Consider the following 23,918-nt stretch of genomic DNA (forward strand, 5'->3'; position numbering starts at 1 on the left):
TTGTTGAAAAACCAAACTACCGACTGTCACATTTAAATTTCTCATCCAACACCCGTGGGTGTTGTGTTCACACAGGCCTGTCCAATTTGAGCCCTGTTTCCCGCTCGAGTTGGGCGGCCACCTTGGGCTCGAACCCATTCAAATGGCGCATGACCTCCAGTGCTTTTTCGGGCTCGTGCATTTCCATGTGCACACGGGCCATTTGGTACCAGGCGTAGGGGCTCATGGATTGCAATTCGGTGTTGCGCTTGAAGGCCAGCAAAGATTCTTCGAAGCGGCGCTGACGCACCAACACCAAGCCCAGGCCATACCAAGCGCGGTCCATTTTTTCGTCAATCTGAATGGCCGCTCTGAAGGCGTGTTCGGCTTCTTGGCTTCGTCCCAATTCTTCGCAGACAAAACCCACATTGAAGTGGGCGTTGGCAAGGTGCGGTGTGAGCACCAAGGCGCGCTCAAAAAACCCCAAGGCCTGAACCAAGCGCCGATCGTTCAACTCTTTGAAACCCAAGCTGTTCAGGGCCAAGACATCGTGGGGATGGATCTCGAGGATGTCTTGAAACACCGCGTGGGCTTTGCTGCGCAGGCCCAAGACCAAAAGCGCCTTGGCTTGCAAACGCAGCCAAAAACACCGACCTCGGCTGGAGGTGTTCGATGGGGCTGATGGACTATGTGTTTTCACTGACATGCCGCGATGCCCATCTCAAGGCAATGTTCTATTTTCAATTGCACCACCACCACCCAAGCGATCAAAAGCCAGCTGCTGGTGGCCAAAGGAATGTGTTGGTCCAGGATGAGTTTGGGACTGATCTTGCGGGTGAGCCAAAGCGCGGGCTTGGAAGCCACGTCGAGCAATTGCCAAAAAACATTGGTGTCGCGTTTGGCGCCCGCCAGCAATCCCAGCAAGAAACGCCCGATGATGAACATCAAAGACAGTTCAATCAGACTTTTGGCGATGACAATGGCAAGCAACATAAGACCTTATTGACGCAGATCAAGAAAACTTTTTGGATTTTATGAATTGGCTTGTTGTCCACCTAATCAGACTTAAATCCCTATAGAAAGTGAGTGAATAAAATTTTTCCGCAAGGATTCAGGCGCTTCATTGGGAAAAGTTGTTGAGCCTGACGGCTACCTTACAGTTTTGCTTGGCTTGCAGATGTTGAGGCGCTCTAAATTCAAGGGAAAACACTGATAAAACAGAGGGCGATTTTTGGGGGTTGACAAACGATTAACCCATCTCAACGGCGGAAAAGTAGCGCGCGCTCAGCCTTTGGGGATGGGCCTGCCTGCAGCGGCCTCTTGCGCTTCCCAGCGGTTCATGAGCCATGCGTAAATGACAACGATGCAGATGAAAAACAAGATGGAGCCTTGCGCTGCCATCCAAAAATACAAAGGCCAACCCCGAATAATCACCGATAAATCGCGCGCAAAAAAGCTGGGCCCGAAGCTCACCAACAGCCAGACCAGCAAGAGGACGGCAGTCAAAATGCGTTTCTTGCGAATGAACGTCATGACATCAAGACGGCTTAGGTGTTGGCGAAATCTTCACCAATCCAGTGCGCTGCTTTTTCTGCAAGCATGAGCGTCGGGCTGTTGGTGTTGCCACTGGTGATGGTGGGCATGACCCCTGCATCCACCACACGCAAGCCCGCAATACCGCGCACTTGCAAGCGCCCATTGACCACGGCCATCGGGTCGTCGTCTCGCCCCATACGGGTGGTGCCTACCGGGTGGAAGATGGTGCTGGCAATGTCACCGGCCAGTTTGGCCAGTTCTTCATCGGTTTGGTACTGCATGCCGGGCTTGAACTCTTCGGGCTGAAAAGGCTTCATCGCCTCTTGCGCCATGATGCGGCGCGTCACGCGCAGGCTGTCGGCGGCCACCTTGCGGTCTTCGGCCGTGGCCAGGTAATTGGGCGCAATGGCCGGGGCGTCCTCAAAACGCGGGCTCTTGATGTGCACTGTGCCCCGACTGGTCGGGTTCAGGTTGCACACACTGGCCGTGATGGCCGGAAAGCTGTGCAGCGGCTCGCCAAACGCATCCAGGCTCAAGGGCTGAACGTGGTATTCCAGATTGGCGTGCGGCTGCAACGGATCGCTCTTGGTGAATGCGCCCAACTGGCTGGGTGCCATGCTCATGGGGCCGGTGCGTTTGAAGGCGTATTCCAGGCCGATCATCGCCTTGCCCCACAGGCTGTTGGCCAGGGTGTTCAGGGTCTTGGCGTTGTTGACCTTGTAGACCGAGCGGATCTGCAAATGGTCTTGCAGGTTGGCGCCCACCCCGGGCAGCTCATGTTGCACTTCAACGCCAACACCTTGCAGCAAAGCCGCAGGTCCGATGCCCGACAGCTGCAAAATTTGTGCAGACCCGATGCTGCCCGCACTCAAAATCAGCTCTTGCGTGGCTTTGACCTCGACCATCTCAAGGCCTGTCCAGACCCGCGCGCCCGTGCAGCGCTTTTCGCCGTTGGGCTGAGTTTCGATCAGCAGTTGGCTCACCTGGGCTTTGTTCCACAACTCAAAGTTGGGGCGCGAATAGCAGGTGGGGCGCAAAAAGGCCTTGGCCGTGTTCCAGCGCCAGCCGCTGCGCTGGTTCACATCAAAGTAAGCCACGCCTTCGTTGTTGCCTTGGTTGAAGTCGTCGGTGGCTGGAATGCCCGCTTGCTGGGCGGCTTGCGAAAACGCGTCCAATACGTCCCAGCGCAGACGTTGCTTTTCAATGCGCCATTCGCCACCGGTGTTGCGCCCGCGCAGCGTGTGAAGGTAGCCCCCTTGGGGCAAATCGGTGGGGGCCAGCAATTCGGACTTGGCCCCTTTGGCCCCGTGAAATTCGTTGGCGCCGTTGTAGTGGTCTTCGTGCAGCTTGAAGTAGGGCAAGGCTTGGTCCCAGCGCCACGCGTCGTTGCCGGTGATCTGCGCCCACTGGTCGTAGTCGCGTGATTGGCCCCGCATGTAAATCATGCCGTTGATGCTGGAGCAACCGCCCAACACCTTGCCGCGTGGGTAACGCAAGCTGCGCCCGTTCAGGCCCTCGGTGGCTTCGGTTTGGTACATCCAGTCAGTCCGCGGGTTGCCAATGCAGTACAGGTAGCCCACGGGGATGTGGATCCAGTGGTAATCGTCTTTTTTGCCAGCTTCGATCAACAACACGCGCTTGCTGGCATCGGCACTCAGGCGGTTGGCCAGCAGGCATCCTGCGGTGCCGCCGCCAACGATGATGTAGTCAAAGGTGTTGTCGTTCATGATGTTGTTCGTGGGGTCTGCTGATGGCTTGTGCGAGTTTCGCTGTGCGTCTGACTGTAATGGATGAGGCGAAGGGTTGGCGGCAGGGATGACGACCCGAATGCACAGTTCAATTTTGAGGCCGCAAAAGAGGCTCGTGTGCAAATGGGGTGAGGGCGCTCAAGTTGCCGCAGCAAACAGCATGGGGTAATTACCCTTGGAAATGGAATTTTCCCGCAATGCGAAAAAAATACCAAGGGTAAACACTCGGCATGTAAGCCCATGTTGGCTGCCTGTCAGACGTGGGCAAGTGCCAGCGTCAAGAATCGGCGCACGTTCTCATGTTGAGAACTCTTTTTGGAGACAGCTTCATGGCTACAACAGCAGCGCGCCCGATGACGGCGGAAGAGAAGAAGGTGATTTTTGCCTCTTCTCTGGGTACCGTTTTTGAATGGTATGACTTTTACCTGTACGGCTCATTGGCCGCGATCATTGCCAAGCAATTCTTCAGTGGCTTGGACGAAGGCTCTGCCTTCATCTTCGCGCTGTTGGCTTTTGCTGCCGGCTTCATCGTGCGGCCTTTCGGTGCGATCTTCTTCGGCCGCTTGGGCGACATGATCGGCCGCAAGTACACCTTCTTGGTCACCATCCTGATCATGGGTGTCTCGACCTTCATCGTGGGCATTTTGCCCAACTACGCCAGCATTGGCGTGGCCGCTCCTGTCATCCTGATCTGCCTGCGCTTGCTGCAAGGCTTGGCTTTGGGTGGCGAGTACGGTGGTGCCGCTACTTACGTGGCCGAGCACGCCCCAGCGGGTCAGCGCGGTGCTTACACGGCCTGGATCCAGACCACTGCAACTTTGGGCTTGTTCTTGTCGTTGATGGTGATTTTGGGCACGCGAACCATCATCGGCGAAGAAGCTTTTGCTGATTGGGGCTGGCGCGTTCCGTTCCTGGTCTCGGTGATCATGCTGATCATCTCGGTCTACATCCGTTTGAGCATGAACGAATCGCCTGCTTTCGTGAAAATGAAAGCCGAAGGCAAGACCTCCAAAGCCCCTCTGTCCGAATCTTTCGGTCAGTGGAAAAACCTGAAGATCGTGATCTTGGCCTTGTTCGGCTTAGTGATGGGCCAGGCCGTGGTTTGGTATTCCGGTCAGTTCTACGCTTTGTTCTTCTTGACACAAGCCTTGAAAGTGGACGGCGCCACCGCCAACATCATGGTCGCGATCTCCTTGATCATCGGCACCCCTTTCTTCGTGGTCTTCGGCTCGCTGTCGGACAAAATCGGTCGTAAACCACTGATCTTGGCCGGTTGCTTGTTGGCCGTGGTCACTTACTTCCCGGTTTTCGAGGCGTTGACCAAAGCGGCTAACCCTGACCTGTATGCTGCTCAGCAGTCGGCCAAGGTGACGGTGACTGCCGATCCAGCCGAGTGCTCGTTCCAGTTCAACCCCACAGGCACCAAGAAGTTCACTTCTTCTTGCGACATCGCTAAACAGCGTTTGGCAGGTGCTTCGGTGTCCTACGAAAACATTGCAGCGCCTGCGGGCACCCCTGCCGTGATCAAAGTGGGCGAGACTTTGGTGAACGTCAAGTACGCCGCTGAAGACATTGCTGCTGCCAAGGCCAAGGCCGAGGAAAAGCTGGCGGCTCTGAACGCGGTTGAACCCAAAGATGCCAAGGCCATCGAAGCTGCGAGCAAGTCGGTCAAAGACCTGAGCAACGAGAAGACCGCCGGTACGACCTTGCTGGCATCCAACTTGGGCGCTGCTTTGAAGGCCGCCAACTACCCTGTCAAAGCTGACATGGCCAAGTTCGACAAAGTCACCGTTGTCATCATCCTCACTTACTTGGTGTTGTTGGTGACCATGGTCTACGGTCCTATCGCTGCCATGCTGGTCGAGATGTTCCCCACCCGCATCCGTTACACATCGATGTCCTTGCCCTACCACATCGGTAACGGCTGGTTCGGTGGTTTGATGCCCACGACTGCTTTCGCGATCGTGGCCCAGACCGGTAACATGTACAACGGTTTGTGGTATCCCATCATCATCGCCGGTGCAACCGTCGTGATCGGTGGTTTGTTCATCAAAGAAACCAAAGACGTGGACATTTACGCCAACGACTGAACCTCGCTGTCAGCAACCCGGGGTGACTCGGGTGCTCAATTTGGGCCTTCCCTGCATGGAGGGCCTTCTTTCTTTTGGAGATGAATGATGTGGAAAATTGTTGTGGGTTTCGTGATCTTTGCGGCCTTGGCTTTGTATGTGATCAGCCAAGGCGGTGACAGCCTGGACATGAGCGGTGAAAAGCACGGCGCAGACGCCGTGCATGTGGAACCCGCCAAGGCCGATGCTGCTGCACCTGCTGCACCGGCCGCAGACGCCAGCGCAGCCAAGTAAGCGCACCAGCATCCCAGGGCTTCAGGCTCTGGCGATCGCCCCAAAGCCACGCAGCCGCGTGGCTTTTCTTTTGGGCCGCAGAAATGTCACAGCCTGCGCCCTAGAATGTTTGGCCCCCACCCGAAAAAGCCCGTCCATGTCCCAAGGTCTCATCCGCATCCGTGGTGCCCGTCAGCACAACCTCAAAAATATCGATTTGGACATCCGCACCGGCGAGTTGACAGTGGTCACCGGCCCCAGCGGGTCGGGCAAGTCGAGTCTGGTGTTTGACACGCTGTACGCCGAAGGCCAGCGCCGCTATGTGGAGACCTTCAGCGCCTATGCCCGTCAGTTTTTGGACCGCATGGACAAGCCGGCAGTCGACAAGGTCGAAGGCGTGCCTCCGGCGATTGCGATCGACCAGACCAACCCGGTGCGCAGCTCACGCTCCACCGTGGGCACCATGACCGAGCTGAATGACCACCTGAAGTTGTTGTTTGCCCGCTTGGGCCAGTTGTTTGACAAAGACACTGCGAAAAGCGTGCGCACCGACAACCCCGATACGGTTTATGCCGAACTGGCCCAGCGTTCCGCGCAAGCGGGTGACCCGCGCCTTTACTTGACCTTTCCGGTCGAGCTGCCCGCGAACACCAGCGCCGAGCAGGTTGAGCAATGGTTGTCGGCCAGCGGCTTCACCAAAGTGCAAGCCGAGCGCGAAGTGGCCACCCCCACCGGCCCGCGCAAAGTGCTGGACGTGGTCGCCGACCGTTTTCGCATCGGCACCGCCGAAAAAGCCCGCGTGGTCGAAGCCATCGAAGTGGCCCTCAAACGCGGCGGCCGCCTGAATGTGTACGTGGAGAAATTGGGGTCAGATCCCAATTTATCTTCTTCCTCAGAGCCCGCCTTTGACCTCTGGCGTTTTTCCACAGGCCTGCATTGCCCCGAGAGCGACCAGCGCTACACCGACCCGATCCCGTCGATGTTTTCCTTCAACTCGGCCGTGGGCGCGTGCGAGACCTGCCGGGGTTTTGGACGTGTGATCGGGGTCGACTACGGCCTCGTCATTCCGAATCCCAAATTCACCTTGCGAGCCGGGGCCATCAAGACGCTGCAAACACCCGCCTGGCAAGAAAACCAGGACGATCTGATGCGCCACGCTGAGGCCGCCGGCATTCCGCGTGACACGCCTTGGGACAAGCTGACAAAGGCGCAGCAAGATTGGGTGATCAACGGCTCACCCGAGTGGAAGGGCCGCTGGAACCACCAGTGGTACGGCGTGAAGCGCTTTTTTGAGTACCTGGAGAGCAAGGCCTACAAGATGCACATCCGTGTGCTCTTGTCCAAGTACCGCAGTTACACCGAGTGCCCCAGTTGCCAAGGGGCGCGGTTGAAGACCGAGAGTTTGCTCTGGCGCATTGGCAGCCACTCGGATGCCGATGGGGTGTTGCCTGTCGAAAAGCGTTTCATGCCCGCAGGTGTGAAGTGGACGCGTGGTCAGTTGGAGGCGCTGCCGGGTCTGAGTTTGCACGACATGATGATCATGCCGCTGGACCGGTTGCGTTTGTTTTTTGATCGGGTGTCGGCCTCTGGGCATGAGAAGTCGGAAAACGCTGGATCCACCACAAGGTCTGCGTCAGAGCGGGGGGCGGGCGACGATTTTGGCGTACCCCCGCCGTATGAGGAGCCCGCCCCCCGCTCTGATGCAGACCAAACCTCCGAAGAAACCACCGAAGCAAGCCAGGCAAAAACCCAAGGCCCCAGTGCCGAACAAAAAGCCCTGCAACTGCTGTTGGAAGAAATCACCACCCGCCTCAAATACCTGTGTGACGTGGGCATTGGCTACCTCACGCTCGACCGCCAAAGCCGCACGCTCAGCGGCGGTGAAGTGCAGCGCATCAACCTCACCACCGCCTTGGGCACCAGCCTGGTCAACACCCTTTTTGTGCTGGACGAACCCAGCATTGGCTTGCACCCGCGTGACATGCACCGCATCACCTTGGCCATGCACCGCCTGCGCGACGCGGGCAACACGCTGGTGGTGGTCGAGCACGACCCGGCCGTCATGATGGCCGCTGACCGCATGATCGACATGGGCCCTGGCCCGGGCGAGCGCGGGGGGCAAATTGTGTTTGACGGCAGTACCGCCGACCTGCGCAACGCCGATACGCTGACGGGCGCATACCTTGGAGGACGCAAGCAAGTCGGCTTGGGCTTCAAGCGCATGGTCACCGACAGCACGCCGCGTTTGATTCTGGAAGGCGCGCGCGAGCACAACCTGCAAAACATCAGCGTGGACTTTCCGCTCCAGCGCTTGGTCACCATTACCGGCGTCAGTGGTTCGGGCAAATCGAGCTTGATTCAAGACGTGTTGGCTCCGGCGCTGATGCGCCACTTTGGCAAAGCCACCGAAACACCCGGCGCGCACGACCGCCTGCTGGGCGCCGACCACCTGAGCGATGTGGTGTTTGTGGACCAATCACCGATTGGCAAAACCGCCCGCTCCAACCCCGTGAGCTATGTGGGCGCATGGGACGCGATCCGCGAGATTTTTGCCACTGCGCCACTGTCGCGCCAGCGCGGCTACACCGCCAGCAAGTTCAGCTTCAACGGCGGCGATGGCCGTTGCCCCACTTGTGGCGGCTCGGGTTTTGAGCATGTGGAGATGCAGTTCTTGAGCGATGTCTATTTGCGTTGCCCCGATTGCGATGGCAAGCGCTACCGCCCCGAGATTTTGGAAATCACCGTCGAACGCCAAGCCATTGGCGGCGCAGTGCGTCACCTGAACGTGGCCGACGTGCTGGCCCTCACGGTGAGTGAAGCCGCCGCTTTGTTTGCGCAAGACCGCGACGTGATCCGTGCCCTGCAGCCCATCGTGGATGTAGGTCTGGAATACGTGCGCTTGGGCCAGCCCGTGCCCACCTTGTCGGGTGGCGAGGCGCAGCGCCTCAAACTCGCGGGCTTTCTGGCCGAGGCCGCCAAAAGTGCGTCCAAGAGCCGCCAGAGTCTAGCGCGCAAGGGCACGCTTTTCATGTTTGACGAGCCGACCACCGGTCTGCACTTTGACGACATCGCCAAGCTGATGCGCGCTTTGCGCAAGCTGCTCGAAGCTGGGCATTCGCTCATCGTCATTGAGCACAATCTGGACGTGATCCGTGCCAGCGATTGGCTGATCGATTTGGGGCCTGAGGGCGGCTATGCCGGCGGCCTGATTGTGGCCGAGGGCACGCCCGAAGATGTGCGCCAGCACGCGACATCGCACACGGGGCTGGCATTGCGCGACTATGCCGAGTCCATGGGGGAGGTGTTGGGTGTGGCTGAGCGTTTGGGTGCGGATTTGTACCTTGGTGGGGGCGAGGCTGCGGTGTCAGCGGGTTCCTCATACGGCGGGGGTGCGCCAAAATCGTCACCCTCTGACACCGCAACCTCGCTTGCTAAGGTTCGAGGCGGGGTTGGTGCCACATTGCTGGCTCCGGTTGCTCGTCGGCCGCCTGTTTTGAACAACAACATCCAAATCGTCAACGCCAAAGAGCACAACCTCAAAAACCTGAGCGTGGACATTCCACGCGGCAAGTTCAACGTGGTCACCGGCGTGAGTGGCTCGGGCAAATCCACGTTGGCCTTTGACATCCTGTTCAACGAAGGCCAACGCCGCTATCTGGAAAGCCTGAACGCCTATGCCCGCAGCATCGTGCAACCCGCAGGTCGCCCCGAAGTTGATGCGGTCTATGGCATCCCGCCCACCGTGGCGATTGAGCAGCGCTTGTCGCGAGGCGGCCGCAAATCCACCGTGGGTACGACCACAGAGGTCTGGCATTTCTTGCGTTTGCTCTACGTCAAGCTGGGCATTCAGCATTGCGTGCACGACAACACACCCGTGCAGCCGCAAACGCCCGACAGCATCGTCGCGCAACTCATGACGCAATTCAAAGGCCAGCACATCGGTCTGTTGGCCCCGCTGGTGACGAACCGCAAGGGCGTTTACACCGAACTGGCCGACTGGGCGCGGCCGCGCGGCTACACCCACCTGCGCGTGGACGGCGAGTTTTTGCCCACGCAAGGCTTTCCGCGCATCGACCGCTTCAAAGAGCACAACATCGAATTGCCTGTGGTCAGTCTGGATGTGTTGCCGAGCCATGAAACCGCGCTGCGCCAAGCCCTGAGCAAAACACTGGAACACGGCAAAGGCGTGGTCCATGTGCTGAGCGATCTGGACGGCCTGCGCGAAGCGATGTTCAGTGGCGAGTCCACCGCCCGCATCGGGCAGCACCGCGTGTTCTCTACCTTGCGGGCCTGCCCCGCGTGCGACACCTCGTATGCCGAGCTGGACCCGCGTTTGTTCTCGTACAACAGCAAGCACGGCTGGTGCCCCGACTGCGTGGGCACGGGCGTCAAGCTGAGCAAAGACGAGCGCCAAGTGTTTGACGACTCGGTGCAAGACGATAAAAACAAGGGCCGCGAGCAAACCTTTGCCGAGCCCGAGATCGAAGACCTGGCCAATGTGGCTTGCCCCCGTTGCGAAGGCACCCGCCTGAATGCCACAGCACGCGCCGTTCGGCTGGGCGCAGCGCCGGGACAGGGCTGGCGCATCACCGACATCGCCAGTTTGTCGGTCACCGATGTGCGCAGCTGGGTTGACAAGCTGCACCTGACTGGTCGCGACGCCGACATCGCCCGTGACCTGGTGCCCGAGATCCAAAGCCGTCTGGAGTTTCTGGAAGAAGTGGGCCTGGGTTACCTCACGCTCGACCGGGGTGCGCCCACGCTGTCGGGCGGTGAGGCGCAGCGCATTCGCCTGGCCGCGCAATTGGGCAGCAACTTGCAAGGCGTGTGCTACGTGTTGGACGAACCCACCATTGGCCTGCATGCGCGTGACAACCGGATTTTGCTCAACGCCTTGCAAAGCCTGAGCGACAAGGGCAACACCCTGGTGGTGGTCGAGCACGACGAAGACACCATCCGCCGCGCCGACCACATCATCGACATTGGCCCGAGTGCCGGCAAACGCGGTGGCCGTTTGGTGGCTGAGGGCTCGGTGGCCGACATCACGGCGTCTGCCGATTCGCAAACGGGGCGCTATTTGTTGCATGCGATGAAGCATCCGATGCAAGTTCGCAGGTCGGTGTCAGTCTCGACACGGGGCAATGGGCTGAACGCCTCATATGGCGGGGGTACGCCAAAATCGTCGCCCAGCCCATCACCCCATGTCGAGACATTGGCGTCGCCGATGCAATGGCTCACCCTCACGGGTGCCAACCTGCACAACCTGCGTCAGGTCGATGTGCAGGTGCCCCTCAAGCGCTTGGTGGCCGTCACGGGTGTCAGTGGCTCGGGCAAATCCACCTTGGCCCGCGACGTGTTGCTGGCCAATGTGCAGGCCCTGGTCAGCCAACGTTCCACCTTTGCCGGGCGCACGGCGCAAGACGCGGGCCAGCGCGTGGCTTTGACGGCGTGCAGCGATGTGCAGGGCTTTGAGACGATCGACCGTGTGCTCGAAGTCGACCAGACCCCGATTGGCAAAACACCTCGCTCTTGCCCTGCCACCTACATTGGTTTTTGGGACACGATCCGCAAGTTGTTTGCAGAAACGCTGGAGGCCAAGGCGCGGGGTTATGCCGCTGGGCGCTTCAGCTTCAACACCGGTGAAGGCCGTTGCCCCAGCTGCGAAGGCCAGGGCATGCGCACCATCGAGATGAGCTTTTTGCCCGATGTGAAAGTGCCTTGTGAAACCTGCCGAGGCGCGCGGTTCAACCCCGAGACTTTGGCGGTGACTTGGCGTGGCAAGAGCATTGGCGACGTGTTGAAAATGGAGGTCGACGAGGCGGTGGACTTTTTCGCCAGCATGCCCAGCATCGCGCACCCGCTGCAGTTGCTCAAGGATGTGGGCTTGGGTTACCTGACTTTGGGTCAGCCTTCGCCCACGCTCAGTGGCGGCGAAGCCCAGCGCATCAAGTTGGTGACCGAGCTGACCAAGGTGCGCGACGAGGTGGGCAAACGCGGCAACAAAGCGCCGCACACTTTGTATGTGCTGGACGAGCCCACGGTGGGCCTGCACATGGCCGACGTGGACAAGCTCATCAGCGTGCTGCACCGCTTGGTCAACGCGGGCCACAGCGTGATCGTGATCGAGCACGACCTCGACGTGATCGCCGAAGCCGACTGGGTGATTGACCTGGGCCCGGAAGGGGGCAACGCCGGGGGCCGCATTGTGGCCGCCATGACGCCTGAGGCCTTGGTGATTTTGGGCACCCACACCGGGGTGGCGCTGGGCCCGGTGTTGGCGCGGGTGTGAGGCTGTAGGCTGGGGTCAGCCCGCCGCAGCCACACCCAACCGCCACAGTGAAGTGACTTCGGCCGAGCGGGCCGCATGCAGCGGGTCGCTGGCGTCTTGCGCTTTGGCGTGTACCGGCTTCACGTCCAAGCGGTCCAGCACCTGAAGGCCCGCGTCGGCGATCCAGCCCAGCAAGGCCACGCGGGTGCGCAGGCCCAGGTGTTCGGCCAAGTCGGACAAAATCAGCCAACCCTCGCCGCCGTCGCACAGGTGGGCGGGCAAGCCTGTCAAAAAGCCCTTGAGCATCTGGCTGCCCTCGTCGTAGACGGCTTGCTCCAGCAAGGTGGTGGGCCGTGCGGGCAACCAAGGGGGGTTGCAGACCACCACGGCCGCTTGACCTTCGGGGAACAGGTCGGTTTGAACCAGTTGAACCTGGTTTTGCAGACCGAGGCGTTGCAAATTGTCCAGGGCGCAAGCCAAAGCACGTTCGGACAGGTCGGTGCCGATCACTTGGGCGGCACCACGGCGGGACAGGACCGCAGACAAAACGCCGCTGCCCACGCCGATGTCAAACGCCACCGGGTGTGTGGCCATGGCGGGTGGCCAACGGGCTTTGGCCACCAGTTCCACATACTCGCCCCGAACCGGAGAAAAAACGCCGTAATGCGGGTAAATGCGCAAGGCCTCACCCATGGCGGGCACCTCGACACCGTTCTTGCGCCACTCGAATGCGCCAATCGCCCCTTGCAGGCTGCGCAGCGAGACGACCGAGGCCTGCCCGTTGGCGGGGCCAAAGGCTTGCAGGCAGGCCGCTTTGGCATCGGGTGCGCGGCGCAGATCTATGCCGTAGTCGCTGTTCAGCTCAATCAAAACTTGGCTCAAGATGCGGGTGCGTTGGGCTTGTGCTTGTCGATGGGTATGGAAGGCTGCGCCCGGCAGGGCGGGTGCCTGTGTGTTGGATTTTTTGACGCGCACCTTTTTGGGTTTGTCGATGCGCCGTGTCAGCGCTTGCAACATTTGCCGCGCATTTTGAAAATCGCTGCGCCAGAGCAAGCCCGTGCCCGCGCAAGCCAGGCGGTAGGCCGTGTCGGCGGTCATGGTGTCGCCGGCCAGCACCACATGCTTGGGCATGACTTGGTCGGAGCGCCAAATGGCGGAGCGGTTGGCGTCTTTTTCAGACCAGGTCAACAGGGGAGGGGCGATCATGCGCAAGTCCAGTCGGTGGGGGTGAGCATCGCGCCAATGGCCGCGATGGGGGTGTTTGAAACCGGGCAGGTCAGCTCAGGTGCGTCAGCAAGTGCCGGGTCAGTTCGGCAAAACCGGCACCGCGTTCACTGGGGGTGATGTAACGAGGCCGATGCGTCAGTTGGGCTTCAAAGCGGCGGATATTGGCCACACCCACACTGAACGTAAAGTGTTCGAACATCACTTGGTCATTGGTGGAGTCTCCCACATAAACCCAGCGCGCGGTATCGGCATCCAGTGCCCGTCCCCACAATTGCTGGACGATCCATTGGGCCCCCGAGAGTTTGTGGTGCTCACCGAACCAGCCGTTGATGTGGATGCTGCTGACGGTGGCGTTCATGCCTTCACTGCGCATGAGTTGCACCGCCTGGGCGATGGCTTGCGGCGGCAAATGCGTGAACTCGCTGTGGTCGATCGCTATGTCGGTTTCCCGTCCAGCGCTGTCCTGGGCCAAAGTGGCACCGGGCACCTCGCGCACGATGCGCGCCGCCACCGCTTGCAAGCGCGTCCGATGGGCTGCCCGCACGGCGGCACTTTGCTGGTAGATGGCCCGGGGCGCGCCGTTGGCTTGGGGTATCCAGGCCGCAGCCCCGTTTTCAGCGACCAATGCATCGACCGGCCAGTTTTGGGCAAAGTCCCGGCTCCAACCCATGGGGCGCCCTGTGATGGGGATGACCATCAGACCCGCTTGTTTCAGCGCGGCAAGGGCGTGCAAGGCATCGGCCGTGATCGCGCCTTCGGTGGTCAGGGTGTCATCGATGTCGGTGAACACCCCCAGCCAGGGCCGAGGGGGGCGTGGCCAATCCTTCAGGTCCAGCATGCCGCAGCGCGTCAGTGGGCCAGTGCCTTCAGGCGCTGGAGCACCGCCAGCGTGGCCGCACTTTGGTTCATGGTGTAGAAGTGGATGGCGGGCACGCCGCCGTTGATGAGTTGCTCGCACAGGTCAGACACCACGTCCAGGCCGAAGGCCTTGATCGAGTCGGTGTCGTCGCCATAGGCTTGCAAGCGCAAACGGATCCAGCGAGGGATCTCGGCTCCGCAGGCGTCAGAAAAGCGCAGCAATTGCGCCGAGCTGGTGATGGGCATGATGCCCGGCACCACCGGCACATCGACACCCAGTTTGTAGGCGTCGTCCACAAAGCGGAAATACGCATCGCTGTTGTAGAAATATTGCGTGATGGCCGAGTTGGCGCCGGCCTTCACCTTCGTGGCAAAGGCTTGCAAATCGGCTTCGGGCGATTTGGCTTGCGGGTGAATTTCGGGGTAGGCCGCCACCTCGATGTGAAAGTCGTCACCCGTCTCGGCGCGGATGAAGGCGACCAGATCGCTGGCGTAATGGAACTCGCCACCCGCACCGTAGCCGCTGGGTAAGTCGCCCCGCAAGGCCACCAGGCGCTTGACGCCCATGGCCTTGAGCGTGGCCAACTCGGCGCGTACCGAAGCTTTGGTCGCGCCAATGCACGAGAAGTGCGAGGCCGCAGGCACGCCCTCGGCCAGGATCGCACCCACGGTGGCAAAAGTGCCCTCTTGTGTGGAGCCCCCAGCGCCGTAGGTCACCGAGCAAAACTCGGGCTGCAGGCTGTACAGCTGTTCGCGCACGCTGCGCAGTTTGTCTGCGCCTTCGGGTGTTTTGGGCGGGAAAAATTCCAGGCTGATGGGCAGTTTCAAACCAGACATCACTTCAACTTTCAATTCAGTAGTCGTTGGCCTTGGCATACGCCAAGGCGGCCAGATCGGCCTCGTGGGCTTCGCGCGCTTTTTCGCGCGCGGGTGCCACTGCCGCTGGGTCAGGCCAGCAGGCCTGCACAAAAAATTCGTGGTTGCCGTCGCCCCCTTCAATGGGGCTGTCCAGCCACGCGGTGACTTGCATGCCCAGCTCGGACAAAGCCGTGCGCACGCGCTTTTCGATGAACGGAAAATGGGTGTCGTCTTTGACGATGCCGCCCTTGCCCACCTGTCCTGGCTGCAACTCGAACTGCGGCTTGACCAGCATCAGCAACTGTCCTGTGGGTTTGAGCAAATGCACCACGCCCGGCAGAACCAGGGTGAGCGAGATGAACGACACATCGCCCACCATCAAGTCAAAGCCCTTCAGCGCATCTGGCACGCGCTCGTCGCCAGGCGCCAGCTCACGGGCGTTCACGCCTTCGATGCAGACCACGCGCTCGTCTTCACGGATGCGCGGGTGCACCTGGGCATGGCCCACGTCAATGCCTACCACTTCGGCCGCGCCCTGCTGCAACAAGCAGTCGGTGAAGCCGCCGGTGCTTTGCCCCACGTCCAGGCAGCGCAGGCCCTGCACTTGCACGCCCGTGGCCTTCAAGGCCCCTTCGAGCTTGAGGCCGCCGCGCGAGACATAGCGCGACTCGGCGTCGTCCAGCAACTCCAGGGCCGCGCCATCGGGCACCTCGTCGCGGTTTTTAACGATGGCACGCCAACTTCCGTCGGGCAACTGCCACTTCACGCCCCCAGCAATCAGTCGTTGAGCTTGAGAACGGGAAGCGGCCAAGCCGCGCTCCACGAGGAGTTGGTCAATGCGCATGCGTTGGGTTTCAATAGCGGTAAGTGTCGGCTTTGTAAGGACCGTTCTTGGACACACCGATATAAGCGGCTTGCTCCTCGCTGAGTTCGGAGAGCATCGCGCCGACCTTTTTCAGGTGCAGGCGGGCCACTTTTTCATCGAGGTGCTTGGGCAGCACATAGACCTTGCCGTTGTCATACTGGTCTTGCTTGGTGAACAGTTCGATCTGGGCGATGGTCTGATTGGCAAACGAAGAAGACATCACAAAGCTGGGGTGGCCGGTGGCGCAACCCAGGTTCACCAAGCGGCCCTTGGCCAACAGGGTGATCTTCTTGCCATCAGGAAAGATGACGTGGTCGACTTGTGGCTTGATCTCGTCCCACTGCAGCTTTTCCAAGGACACGACATCGATTTCGTTGTCAAAATGACCGATGTTGCAGACGATGGCTTCGTCTTTCATGGCGGCCATGTGCTCGTAGCGGATCACGTTCTTGTTGCCGGTGGCCGAGACGAAGATGTCGCACTTGTCGGCGGCGTATTCCATGGTCACGACCTTAAAACCTTCCATCGCCGCTTGCAGGGCGTTGATCGGGTCGATCTCCGTCACCCAGACTTGGGCGCTCAAGGCGCGCAAGGCTTGGGCCGAGCCCTTGCCCACATCGCCATAACCGGCGACCACGGCCACTTTGCCGGCGATCATCACGTCGGTGGCGCGCTTGATCGAATCGACCAAAGATTCGCGGCAGCCGTACAGGTTGTCGAACTTGCTCTTGGTCACCGAGTCGTTCACGTTGATGGCGCGGAACATCAGGTTGCCTTTGGCGGCCATCTCGTTCAAGCGCAACACGCCAGTGGTGGTCTCTTCGGTCACACCGATGATGTGCGCACCTTTGCGGCTGTACCAAGTGGGGTCCACGGCCAACTTGGCCTTGATGGCGTTGAACAGACAAGTCTCTTCTTCGCTGGTGGGGTTGGCGATCAAAGACGCGTCGGTTTCGGCGCGCTTGCCCAAGTGCATCAGCAAGGTGGCATCGCCGCCGTCGTCCAAGATCATGTTCGGGCCTTCGCCTTCGGTGCCTGCGGCGCCGAAGTCAAAAATGCGGTGGGTGTAGTCCCAGTAGTCGGCCAAGGTCTCGCCCTTGATGGCAAACACCGGCGTGCCCTTGGCGGCAATGGCGGCGGCGGCGTGGTCTTGGGTCGAGAAGATGTTGCATGAGGCCCAACGCACGTCGGCGCCCAGGGCTTGCAAGGTCTCGATCAGCACAGCCGTCTGGATGGTCATGTGCAGCGAACCGGTGATGCGTGCGCCCTTCAGCGGCTGGGCCTTGTTGAATTCTTCGCGGATGGCCATCAGACCAGGCATTTCGGTCTCGGCGATTTTGATTTCTTTGCGGCCCCAGTCGGCCAGGCCGATGTCGGCGATCACGCAGTCGGCGTTGAGGGTGGAAGGCATACGTGCATTCATGAGAAAAGCTCCAAGTCATGTGAATGAACCACACGCATGGGAAAAGCACTGATGGGGAAAAACAGGCTCACCGCACGTCGTGTGGATGAGCGTCGTTGCTGTTGAAGTTTTCCGAGCCTCACGCCCCGCTGCCGACTTGTTTGGCAAGTCAGGGGGCGCTGCAACGCTCCTCGGAAGTGCGCATTCTAACGCAGTTGGCTTGGCCCAAGTCGCCAACGGGGCATTGTGCAGGCGAATGTCAAGTGCAAAGGGCCAAAACCGCCAAGGGGGCTGTTTCGGCGCGCAACACGCGCGGCCCCAGCGAAACCGGTGCGAAACCTGCGGCCAATGCGGCGCTTTCTTCGGCAGGGCTCAGACCGCCTTCGGGGCCGCTCAACACGGTCACTGGCGCTGGGCTGGCTTGGCGGGGTACAGGCTGCGTGCCCTCAGACAAGGACAAGACCCAGCGCTCGCCAGGTGTGGACTTTTTTAGCCATTCGGTCAGTGTCACGGCCGGGTGGATCGGGGGCACGCGGTTGCGCCCAGACTGCTCGGCCGCGGCCACCGCCACGCCTTGCCAATGCGCCAGTTTTTTCTCGGCCCGCTCGCCTTTGAGCTTGAGCACGCTGCGCTCGGCCACCAGCGGGGTGATGCTGGCCACACCCAGTTCAGTGGCTTTTTCGACCAGCCAGTCCATGCGCTCGTTGGCCGTGATGCCCGCCAGCAAGTGCACCGCACGGTGGGCTTCGCGCTCGATGGCGTGGTGCGCACCCACGTTGACCTCGACATCGCTGCGGCCCATGCGGGTCACGGTGGCTTCAAACTCGCCACCTTCGCCGTTGAACAAGGTGATGGCATCGCCCGGCTGCAGGCGCAGCACCTGCACATGGCGTGCAGCGCCCGGTGGCAGACTCAGGGCCAAGCCGGTGGCCAAGGGGGAGGGGCAATAAAAGCGGGGCATGCTCACATGCGCCCGTAAGCAAAACCCACTTGTGGGGTGGTGCCCTCGATGTCGTCGATCAGTTTGAGCAGTGGGCCCAGTTCGCGGTAGCGGTCGCAGGTGGTGCGGATGTAATGCAGAAAACGCGGTGCATCGGCCAGGTATTTGGGCTTGCCGTCGCGCAGCGTCAGGCGGGCAAAAATACCGGCTACTTTCAGGTGGCGCTGCAGCCCCATCCATTCGACAGCGCGGTAAAAAGCGCCAAAGTCGCTGTGCCAGTCCTCAAAGTCCATCAGCCCAGCTTTGCGGGCTTTTTCCCAATAACGGATGGTGATGTCCAGTACAAAGTCCTCGTCCCACGTCAGGAACGCGTCGCGCATCAGGCTGGCGATGTCGTAGCTGATGGGGCCATAGACCGCGTCCTGGAAGTCGAGCACACCGAGCTGCTCATTTTGAAATGGCATCATCAGGTTGCGGGGCATGAAGTCGCGGTGGACATACACGCTGGGCGCGGCCAGGTTGCGCTGCACGATGAGGGCGAAGGCATGGTCCAACACGTCGCGGTTTTTGCCTTCGAGTTGCACCCCCCTGTGCTGGGCCAAATACCAGTCCGGAAACAGGCTCAGTTCCCGGTGCAGCAGGGCGGCGTCATAAGGCGGCAGCACACCGGGGCGCGAAGCCAGTTGCCACTGCACCAGCACGTCCACGGCCTGCATGTACAGGCCGTGGTTGGCCTGTGGGCGCTCGGGGTCGATGGCCGACATCAGGGTGGCGTCACCCAGATCACTCAGCAGCATGAAGCCGTGGGCCGGGTCCCAGTTCAGCACTTCGGGGGCCTGCAGACCGGCGTCTTGCATCAAGGCGGCGATGCGCACGAAGGGCTCTGAATTTTCCCTGTCGGGCGGGGCGTCCATGACGATGCGGCTGCCGCCCTGGTGCCTGTCCACCCGCAGGTAGCGGCGAAAGCTGGCGTCGGCCGAGGCCACGCGCAAACTGGCGGGCAAAAGGCCATGAGCGCTGGCCAAACCGGACAACCAGCGGTCAAAAACCACGTGCCGGGCCGGATCGGTCCAGATGACGCTGTCGGCTTGGCTTGGGTTGGGGGCTGAAGTGGGGGGCTGGGTGAGGTGGCTCATGGATAATCCCATTTTACAAAGCCCGCAACAAGCGCTTTGCCTGTACCACTCGCGTGTCCAAACTCTGCCCCATCCTCGTGCCCCTTTTCCCTGTCCTTTGTTTGCAGCCGCTGGTGGCCCATCTCCCTTTGCGGTCTGTGGCGTGGGCGGTGCTGTTCGTGGTGCAAAGTGTCACGCTGGCTGGGGCGCAGGCCCAATCGCAGACCCAAACGCCGGGGGGAGCCGCAACGGCGCCCGCAGGCCTGGTCTTGCGCAGCAGCCCCCTGCTGGAAGAAGCCATTTCGCAGCGCCAGGAGCAAGAGGGGGCGATGTACCTGCAAGGCCAGCGCCTGCGTGTGAGGCCTGATTTGGACATGGTGATCGAGGGCGAGGCCAGCATCCGCAAGCCGGGTGTGAGCATTCAGGCAGGGCAACTGTCCTATGACCAAAGCCATGACGTGGTCGAGGCCACAGGCCAGGTGCGCTTGAGCCGACCGGGCAGTTTGTTGACCGGCCCCAAGCTCACACTGCAGGTTGACAGTTTCCAAGGCAAGCTGACGCAGCCCACTTTTGAACTTTACAAAAGCGGTGCCTACGGTCAGGCGGCGCAGATCGAGTTTGTCGATGAGCGGCGCGCCACCGTGCGCGAAGCCAGTTACACCACCTGCAGGCGCACGCCCGGGCCTGAATGGTTGCCTGCATGGGTGCTCAAGGCCACCCGCTTGAACCTGGACGAAGAAGAGTCCACCGTGCAGGCTGAAGGGGTGCTGTTGCGCTTTCAAGACTTTCCAGTGCTGGCCATTCCTGCCGTCACCTTCCCGATGACCAGCGAGCGCAAGTCGGGCCTGTTGCCGCCCGTGATGGGCATCACCAGCACCAACGGGGTGGAGCTGGCCCAGCCCTACTACTTCGACATCGCACCCAACCGCGACGCCAACGTCACCACCCACCTCATGAGCAAGCGTGGCGTGGCGGTGGACACTGAATTCCGTTACCTGGAGCCCGACTACAGTGGCCTGGCCCGGCTGAACCTGATGCCCAAGGACAGCCTGCGCAACCAAGCCCGCTGGGGCTGGTCCAGCCAGCACAACGGCAGTCTGGATACAGGGCTGGACAGCGTGGGGCGCATCGGTTTGGGCCTGAACCTGAACCGGGTCAGCGACGACAACTATTGGCGAGATTTTCCGCGCTCTGGCCTGGTCTTGACCCAGCGCCTTTTGCCATCCACAGGGGTCTTGAGCTGGGGCCGTGGCGACCTGAGCATGAGCGCGCAGGTTCAGCGCTGGCAAACCCTGCAAGACTTCAACGCCCCCATCACCCCGCCTTATGACCGTGCGCCCCAAATCGGGCTCCGCTATGGACAGTGGCAAGCCGATGGCCTGGACTGGTCTGTGCAGGCCGAGACCACCCGCTTTGAGGCCAGCTACGACCGCATCCCTTTGGCCAGCAATGCGGTGCGACCCGTGTCTCGCAATGGCGAGCGCAGCTTTGTGCTGGCGCAAGTCAGCCGCCCCTGGATCCGCCCTTGGGGCTTCGTCACGCCCAAACTGCAATTGCATGCCACCCGTTACCAACTTGACCAAGCACTCGATTCGGGGGGGCGTTCTGCGAACCGGGTGTTGCCCACCCTCTCATTGGATTCGGGCCTGGTGTACGAGCGCGAGACCCAGTGGTTTGGCCGGGGCGTGACGCAAACGCTGGAGCCACGCGCTTTTTATGCGCGCACGCCGTTTCGGGACCAAAGCCTTTTGCCGGTGTACGACACGGGCGCAACCGATTTCAATTTGTCGACCATTTACAGCGAAAACGCCTACGTGGGCCACGACCGTTTGGTGGACAACGACGCCTTGACCCTGGGTGTCACCAGTCGTTTTTTTGATGCCGACAACGGGGCTGAGATGTTGCGTGTGGGCATGGCCCAGCGCATCCGTTTTTCTGACCAACAAGTGGTGCTGCCCGGCCAGTCCGCTGCGGCTGCGGGTCTGAGTGATTTGTTGTTGGGCGCTGGCGTGCGCTGGGATGACCGTTGGGCGCTCGATGCCACAGTGCAGGTCAATAACCAGACTGACCGCGCCAGCCGCAGTACCTTGCAAGCCCGCTACAGTCCCAGCCCTTACCGGGTGCTGAATGCGGCTTACCGTCTGAATCAGGGCGTGAGTGAGCAGATCGACATGGGCTGGCAATGGCCACTGAGCGACTTGCTGGGCCGGCGCGATGCGGCTGCGGAAAGTGCCTGGAGCCGAACACCCGGCCAGGGTCTGGGCCCGGACCGGTGGTACAGCGTGGGCCGCCTGAACTTTAGCTTGACCGAAGGCCGCATGGTCGACAGCCTTCTGGGTCTGGAATACGATGGCGGCTGCTGGATTGGGCGCATCGCTTTCGAGCGCATCCAGAGCACGGTGAGCACCGCGACCAGCCGTTTGCTGTTCCAGCTTGAATTCATTGGTCTGGCCCGTGTCGGGGCCAGCCCACTCAATGCCCTGCGCAACAACATCCCCCGTTACCAAAACTTGCGAGACTCCACCGTTGAACCAAGCCGTTTCCAGCACTATGAATAAATACCAGTTTCCTGTTCGCGCCTTGTGGTTTGCCTGCGCCTCGGTCTGCCTGGCCGCAGCCTGGGTGCCCCTGAATGTGTCTGCCCAAACCCCGGCCTCCGCTGCGTCACGTCCTGCGGCCATACGCTCGGTCGACTTCATTGTCGCCGTGGTCAACTCCGAACCCATCACCCATCAGGAGGTGCAGACCCTGGGCCTGCGCCTTCAGCGCGAAGCGCAGGCGCAAGGCCGGCCTGTTGCCGCCCCTGAGGCCAAGCAACTGGCGCTGGAGCAACTCATCAATGACAAAGCCCAGCTCCAGCAAGCCCGAGACGCGGGCATCGTGGTCGACGAAGACGCTTTGGACCAAGCCGAGGTCGGTGTGGCCAGCAACAACCAGCTCACGCGCGAAGCCATGCGCCAGCGCTTACAACAAGAAGGCGTGGCCCTGAGCACCTTTCGCGAGCAGCTGCGCAACCAGCTGCTGCTGAACCGCGTGCGTGAGCGGGAAGTGGACGCGCGCATCCGAATCAGCGACATCGAGGTCGAGCAGTTTTTGCAAGAACAGCTCAAGGCCCAGACTGCACGCGCCCCAGCCGATCTGAATCTGGCCATGATCCTGATCGCCGTGCCGGAAAACAGCACCGAAGAACAAACCAAGCCGCTGGAGGCCCAAGCGCGTGATGTGGCCCGCCGCGCACGCAGTGGCGACAACTTTGCCGAGTTGGCCAAGACCTTCTCGCAAACAGCCGACCGAGGGGCCAATGGCGGGGCATTGGGATTGCGCCCGGTCGAGCGTTATCCCGAGCTGTTTGTGCAGGCCGTTGCGGCATTGCCTGTGGGCGGTGTGTCCGAGGTGTTGCGCTCGGGTGCAGGTTTTCATGTGCTCAAAGTGCTGGAGCGCCCACAGCCCCCCGCCACTTTGATGGGCACGCAAACCCGTGCGCGGCACATTTTGTTGCGCTTGACGCCACAGCTGACCCAGGCCCAAGCGCTGGCGCAGCTGAGCGCCTTGCGTCAGGACATTGTCTCGGGCAAGGCCGACTTCGCGGAATCGGCCAAACGCCTGTCGCAAGACGGCAGCGCTGCCCAGGGGGGTGATTTGGGCTGGGCCAGCCCCGGCATGTTTGTGCCCGAGTTCGAGCAGACCATGAACCGCCTGCGCCCCGGTCAGGTGGCCGAGCCGCTGGTCTCGCGCTTTGGGGTGCACCTGATCGAGGTGACCGATCGGCGCGATGCCCCCTTGAGCGAAGCCGAGCAAGGCGCGCTGGCGCGCAATGTCTTGCGTGAAAAGAAACTTGACGAAGCCTATGTCGCTTGGGCCGAGGATGTACGCGGCCGCGCCTACGTCGAATTGCGCGAGCCTGTGCAATGAGGCACATCGCCCGCAAACGCTTTGGCCAGCACTTTCTGACGGACGGCGGCATCATCGATGCCATTGTGGACACGATTGCCCCTGTGGCAGGTCAGCCCATGGTCGAGATCGGCCCCGGTCTGGCTGCGCTCACACAGCCGCTGGTTGAGCGCCTGGGCCATCTGACGGTGATTGAGCTCGACCGTGACTTGGCGGTGCGTCTGCGCGAACACCCGCAGCTGTCGGTGGTGGAGTCGGATGTGCTGAAGGTCGACTTTCGGGCGCTGGCAGCGCAAATGTTGGCCAAGGCCACGACGGCACCCCTGCGCAAAATTCGGGTGGTGGGTAACTTGCCCTACAACATCTCCACGCCCATTTTGTTCCATCTGCTGGCGCAGGTCGACGTGATCGAAGACCAGCACTTCATGCTGCAAAAAGAAGTCATCGACCGCATGGTGGCCCAACCCGCCACCTCGGACTACAGCCGCCTGTCGGTCATGCTGCAGTGGCGCTACGACATGGCCAACGTGTTGTTTGTGCCGCCCGAGAGTTTTGATCCACCGCCACGCGTGGACAGCGCCGTGGTGCGCATGGTGCCTTTGGCCCAGCCGCCAGAGGTCCACTTCAAAACGCTGGAAACCTTGGTGCAGGTGGCCTTCAGCCAGCGCCGCAAAATCTTGCGCAATACCCTGGGCAAGTGGTTAGATGAAAAGGGTTTTGCCGGGCAGTTTGATTTGCAGCGCCGCGCTGAAGAAGTCCCCGTGGCCGAGTTCGTGGCCTTGGCGCAGGCGGTCTGAACACTGAAAAAAGATCGGTCACCGCTCACGGGATGCGAGGTCCATGGCCGTTTTGTCTGCCGAGGTGAACATCGTGGATCTCGGCTCGGGGG

General features: G+C 60.9%; 17 protein-coding genes and 1 riboswitch. Of the genes, 6 read left to right on the forward strand and 11 right to left on the reverse strand.

The genetic code is table 11. From position 1 onward, the window contains the following. Positions 1-67: 67 nt before the first annotated feature. From Q0O99_RS02625 to Q0O99_RS02640, 4 genes are all read right to left on the reverse strand, one after another. Positions 68-685, reverse strand: a complete 618-nt coding sequence (locus Q0O99_RS02625; RefSeq protein WP_293748253.1) for a tetratricopeptide repeat protein — start codon at positions 683-685, stop codon at positions 68-70. Beyond that, complete coding sequence (locus Q0O99_RS02630) at positions 676-972, reverse strand: hypothetical protein (protein WP_293748255.1); 297 nt, start codon at positions 970-972, stop codon at positions 676-678. Before Q0O99_RS02630 ends, Q0O99_RS02625 begins: the two co-directional genes overlap by 10 nt. 291 nt (positions 973-1,263) lie before the next feature. Beyond that, complete coding sequence (locus Q0O99_RS02635; RefSeq protein ID WP_293748257.1) at positions 1,264-1,512, reverse strand: DUF4212 domain-containing protein; 249 nt, start codon at positions 1,510-1,512, stop codon at positions 1,264-1,266. 14 nt (positions 1,513-1,526) lie between these two features. Further along, positions 1,527-3,242, reverse strand: coding sequence for a GMC family oxidoreductase (locus Q0O99_RS02640; RefSeq protein WP_293748259.1), 1,716 nt, complete (start codon positions 3,240-3,242; stop codon positions 1,527-1,529). A gap of 350 nt (positions 3,243-3,592) precedes the next feature. On the opposite strand from Q0O99_RS02640, the gene Q0O99_RS02645 reads away from it, so the two are divergent. The 3 genes from Q0O99_RS02645 (at position 3,593) to Q0O99_RS02655 (ending at position 11,894) form a co-directional block, all read left to right on the forward strand. Next, a complete protein-coding gene (locus Q0O99_RS02645; protein ID WP_293748262.1) occupies positions 3,593-5,353 on the forward strand; it encodes an MFS transporter in 1,761 nt (586 codons plus the stop codon). An 87-nt stretch (positions 5,354-5,440) separates the two neighbouring features. After that, the gene (locus Q0O99_RS02650; protein WP_293748264.1) at positions 5,441-5,626 is read left to right on the forward strand and encodes a hypothetical protein; all 186 of its coding nucleotides are present in this window, start codon (positions 5,441-5,443) and stop codon (positions 5,624-5,626) included. A 136-nt stretch (positions 5,627-5,762) separates the two neighbouring features. Further along, the gene (locus tag Q0O99_RS02655; RefSeq protein ID WP_293748266.1) at positions 5,763-11,894 is read left to right on the forward strand and encodes an excinuclease ABC subunit UvrA; all 6,132 of its coding nucleotides are present in this window, start codon (positions 5,763-5,765) and stop codon (positions 11,892-11,894) included. Between the two features lie 15 nt (positions 11,895-11,909). Here Q0O99_RS02655 and Q0O99_RS02660 read toward each other — a convergent pair whose 3' ends face one another. The 7 genes from Q0O99_RS02660 to Q0O99_RS02690 all read right to left on the reverse strand — a co-directional run bounded on the left by Q0O99_RS02660 (position 11,910) and on the right by Q0O99_RS02690 (position 19,159). Next, positions 11,910-13,079, reverse strand: a complete 1,170-nt coding sequence (locus Q0O99_RS02660; protein WP_293748268.1) for a class I SAM-dependent methyltransferase — start codon at positions 13,077-13,079, stop codon at positions 11,910-11,912. A 70-nt stretch (positions 13,080-13,149) separates the two neighbouring features. Next, positions 13,150-13,938: an HAD-IIB family hydrolase gene (locus Q0O99_RS02665; RefSeq protein WP_293748270.1), complete on the reverse strand. Its 789-nt coding sequence runs from the start codon at positions 13,936-13,938 to the stop codon at positions 13,150-13,152. An 11-nt stretch (positions 13,939-13,949) separates the two neighbouring features. After that, on the reverse strand, positions 13,950-14,795 hold the full coding sequence (gene metF, locus Q0O99_RS02670) for a methylenetetrahydrofolate reductase [NAD(P)H] (RefSeq protein ID WP_293748273.1): 846 nt from the start codon (positions 14,793-14,795) through the stop codon (positions 13,950-13,952). A gap of 16 nt (positions 14,796-14,811) precedes the next feature. Then, complete coding sequence (locus tag Q0O99_RS02675; RefSeq protein WP_293748275.1) at positions 14,812-15,660, reverse strand: TlyA family RNA methyltransferase; 849 nt, start codon at positions 15,658-15,660, stop codon at positions 14,812-14,814. A 10-nt stretch (positions 15,661-15,670) separates the two neighbouring features. Beyond that, positions 15,671-17,104, reverse strand: coding sequence for an adenosylhomocysteinase (ahcY, locus tag Q0O99_RS02680; RefSeq protein WP_293748276.1), 1,434 nt, complete (start codon positions 17,102-17,104; stop codon positions 15,671-15,673). An 80-nt stretch (positions 17,105-17,184) separates the two neighbouring features. Then, positions 17,185-17,282: riboswitch (S-adenosyl-L-homocysteine riboswitch) on the reverse strand. Between the two features lie 60 nt (positions 17,283-17,342). Next, positions 17,343-18,044 (reverse strand): 16S rRNA (uracil(1498)-N(3))-methyltransferase, encoded by a 702-nt coding sequence (locus Q0O99_RS02685; protein ID WP_293748278.1) that lies wholly within the window; start codon positions 18,042-18,044, stop codon positions 17,343-17,345. A gap of 2 nt (positions 18,045-18,046) precedes the next feature. Then, a complete protein-coding gene (locus Q0O99_RS02690) occupies positions 18,047-19,159 on the reverse strand; it encodes a phosphotransferase (protein ID WP_293748280.1) in 1,113 nt (370 codons plus the stop codon). Positions 19,160-19,272: 113 nt separating this feature from the next. Here Q0O99_RS02690 and Q0O99_RS02695 point away from each other — a divergent pair, with 113 nt between their 5' ends. From Q0O99_RS02695 to rsmA, 3 genes are read left to right on the forward strand one after another with little or no spacing between them, the layout of a single operon-like run. Next, complete coding sequence (locus Q0O99_RS02695; protein ID WP_293748281.1) at positions 19,273-21,696, forward strand: LPS assembly protein LptD; 2,424 nt, start codon at positions 19,273-19,275, stop codon at positions 21,694-21,696. Then, complete coding sequence (locus Q0O99_RS02700; RefSeq protein ID WP_293748282.1) at positions 21,665-23,050, forward strand: peptidylprolyl isomerase; 1,386 nt, start codon at positions 21,665-21,667, stop codon at positions 23,048-23,050. The genes Q0O99_RS02695 and Q0O99_RS02700 overlap by 32 nt, the downstream gene beginning before the upstream one ends. Further along, a complete protein-coding gene (gene rsmA, locus Q0O99_RS02705) occupies positions 23,047-23,826 on the forward strand; it encodes a 16S rRNA (adenine(1518)-N(6)/adenine(1519)-N(6))-dimethyltransferase RsmA (protein ID WP_293748284.1) in 780 nt (259 codons plus the stop codon). Before Q0O99_RS02700 ends, rsmA begins: the two co-directional genes overlap by 4 nt. The last annotated feature ends 92 nt before the right edge of the window (positions 23,827-23,918 follow it).

Source organism: Limnohabitans sp. Rim8 (assembly GCF_945901735.1).
GTDB lineage: Bacteria > Pseudomonadota > Gammaproteobacteria > Burkholderiales > Burkholderiaceae_C > Limnohabitans_A.

Coding starts and splice junctions, on each gene's coding strand:
- Q0O99_RS02625 (WP_293748253.1), bottom strand. CDS start 685: ATGTCAGTGAAAACACATAGTCCATCAGCCCCATCGAACACCTCCAGC.
- Q0O99_RS02630 (WP_293748255.1), bottom strand. CDS start 972: ATGTTGCTTGCCATTGTCATCGCCAAAAGTCTGATTGAACTGTCTTTG.
- Q0O99_RS02635 (WP_293748257.1), bottom strand. CDS start 1,512: ATGACGTTCATTCGCAAGAAACGCATTTTGACTGCCGTCCTCTTGCTG.
- Q0O99_RS02640 (WP_293748259.1), bottom strand. CDS start 3,242: ATGAACGACAACACCTTTGACTACATCATCGTTGGCGGCGGCACCGCA.
- Q0O99_RS02645 (WP_293748262.1), top strand. CDS start 3,593: ATGGCTACAACAGCAGCGCGCCCGATGACGGCGGAAGAGAAGAAGGTG.
- Q0O99_RS02650 (WP_293748264.1), top strand. CDS start 5,441: ATGTGGAAAATTGTTGTGGGTTTCGTGATCTTTGCGGCCTTGGCTTTG.
- Q0O99_RS02655 (WP_293748266.1), top strand. CDS start 5,763: ATGTCCCAAGGTCTCATCCGCATCCGTGGTGCCCGTCAGCACAACCTC.
- Q0O99_RS02660 (WP_293748268.1), bottom strand. CDS start 13,079: ATGATCGCCCCTCCCCTGTTGACCTGGTCTGAAAAAGACGCCAACCGC.
- Q0O99_RS02665 (WP_293748270.1), bottom strand. CDS start 13,938: ATGCTGGACCTGAAGGATTGGCCACGCCCCCCTCGGCCCTGGCTGGGG.
- metF (WP_293748273.1), bottom strand. CDS start 14,795: ATGTCTGGTTTGAAACTGCCCATCAGCCTGGAATTTTTCCCGCCCAAA.
- Q0O99_RS02675 (WP_293748275.1), bottom strand. CDS start 15,660: ATGCGCATTGACCAACTCCTCGTGGAGCGCGGCTTGGCCGCTTCCCGT.
- ahcY (WP_293748276.1), bottom strand. CDS start 17,104: ATGAATGCACGTATGCCTTCCACCCTCAACGCCGACTGCGTGATCGCC.
- Q0O99_RS02685 (WP_293748278.1), bottom strand. CDS start 18,044: ATGCCCCGCTTTTATTGCCCCTCCCCCTTGGCCACCGGCTTGGCCCTG.
- Q0O99_RS02690 (WP_293748280.1), bottom strand. CDS start 19,159: ATGAGCCACCTCACCCAGCCCCCCACTTCAGCCCCCAACCCAAGCCAA.
- rsmA (WP_293748284.1), top strand. CDS start 23,047: ATGAGGCACATCGCCCGCAAACGCTTTGGCCAGCACTTTCTGACGGAC.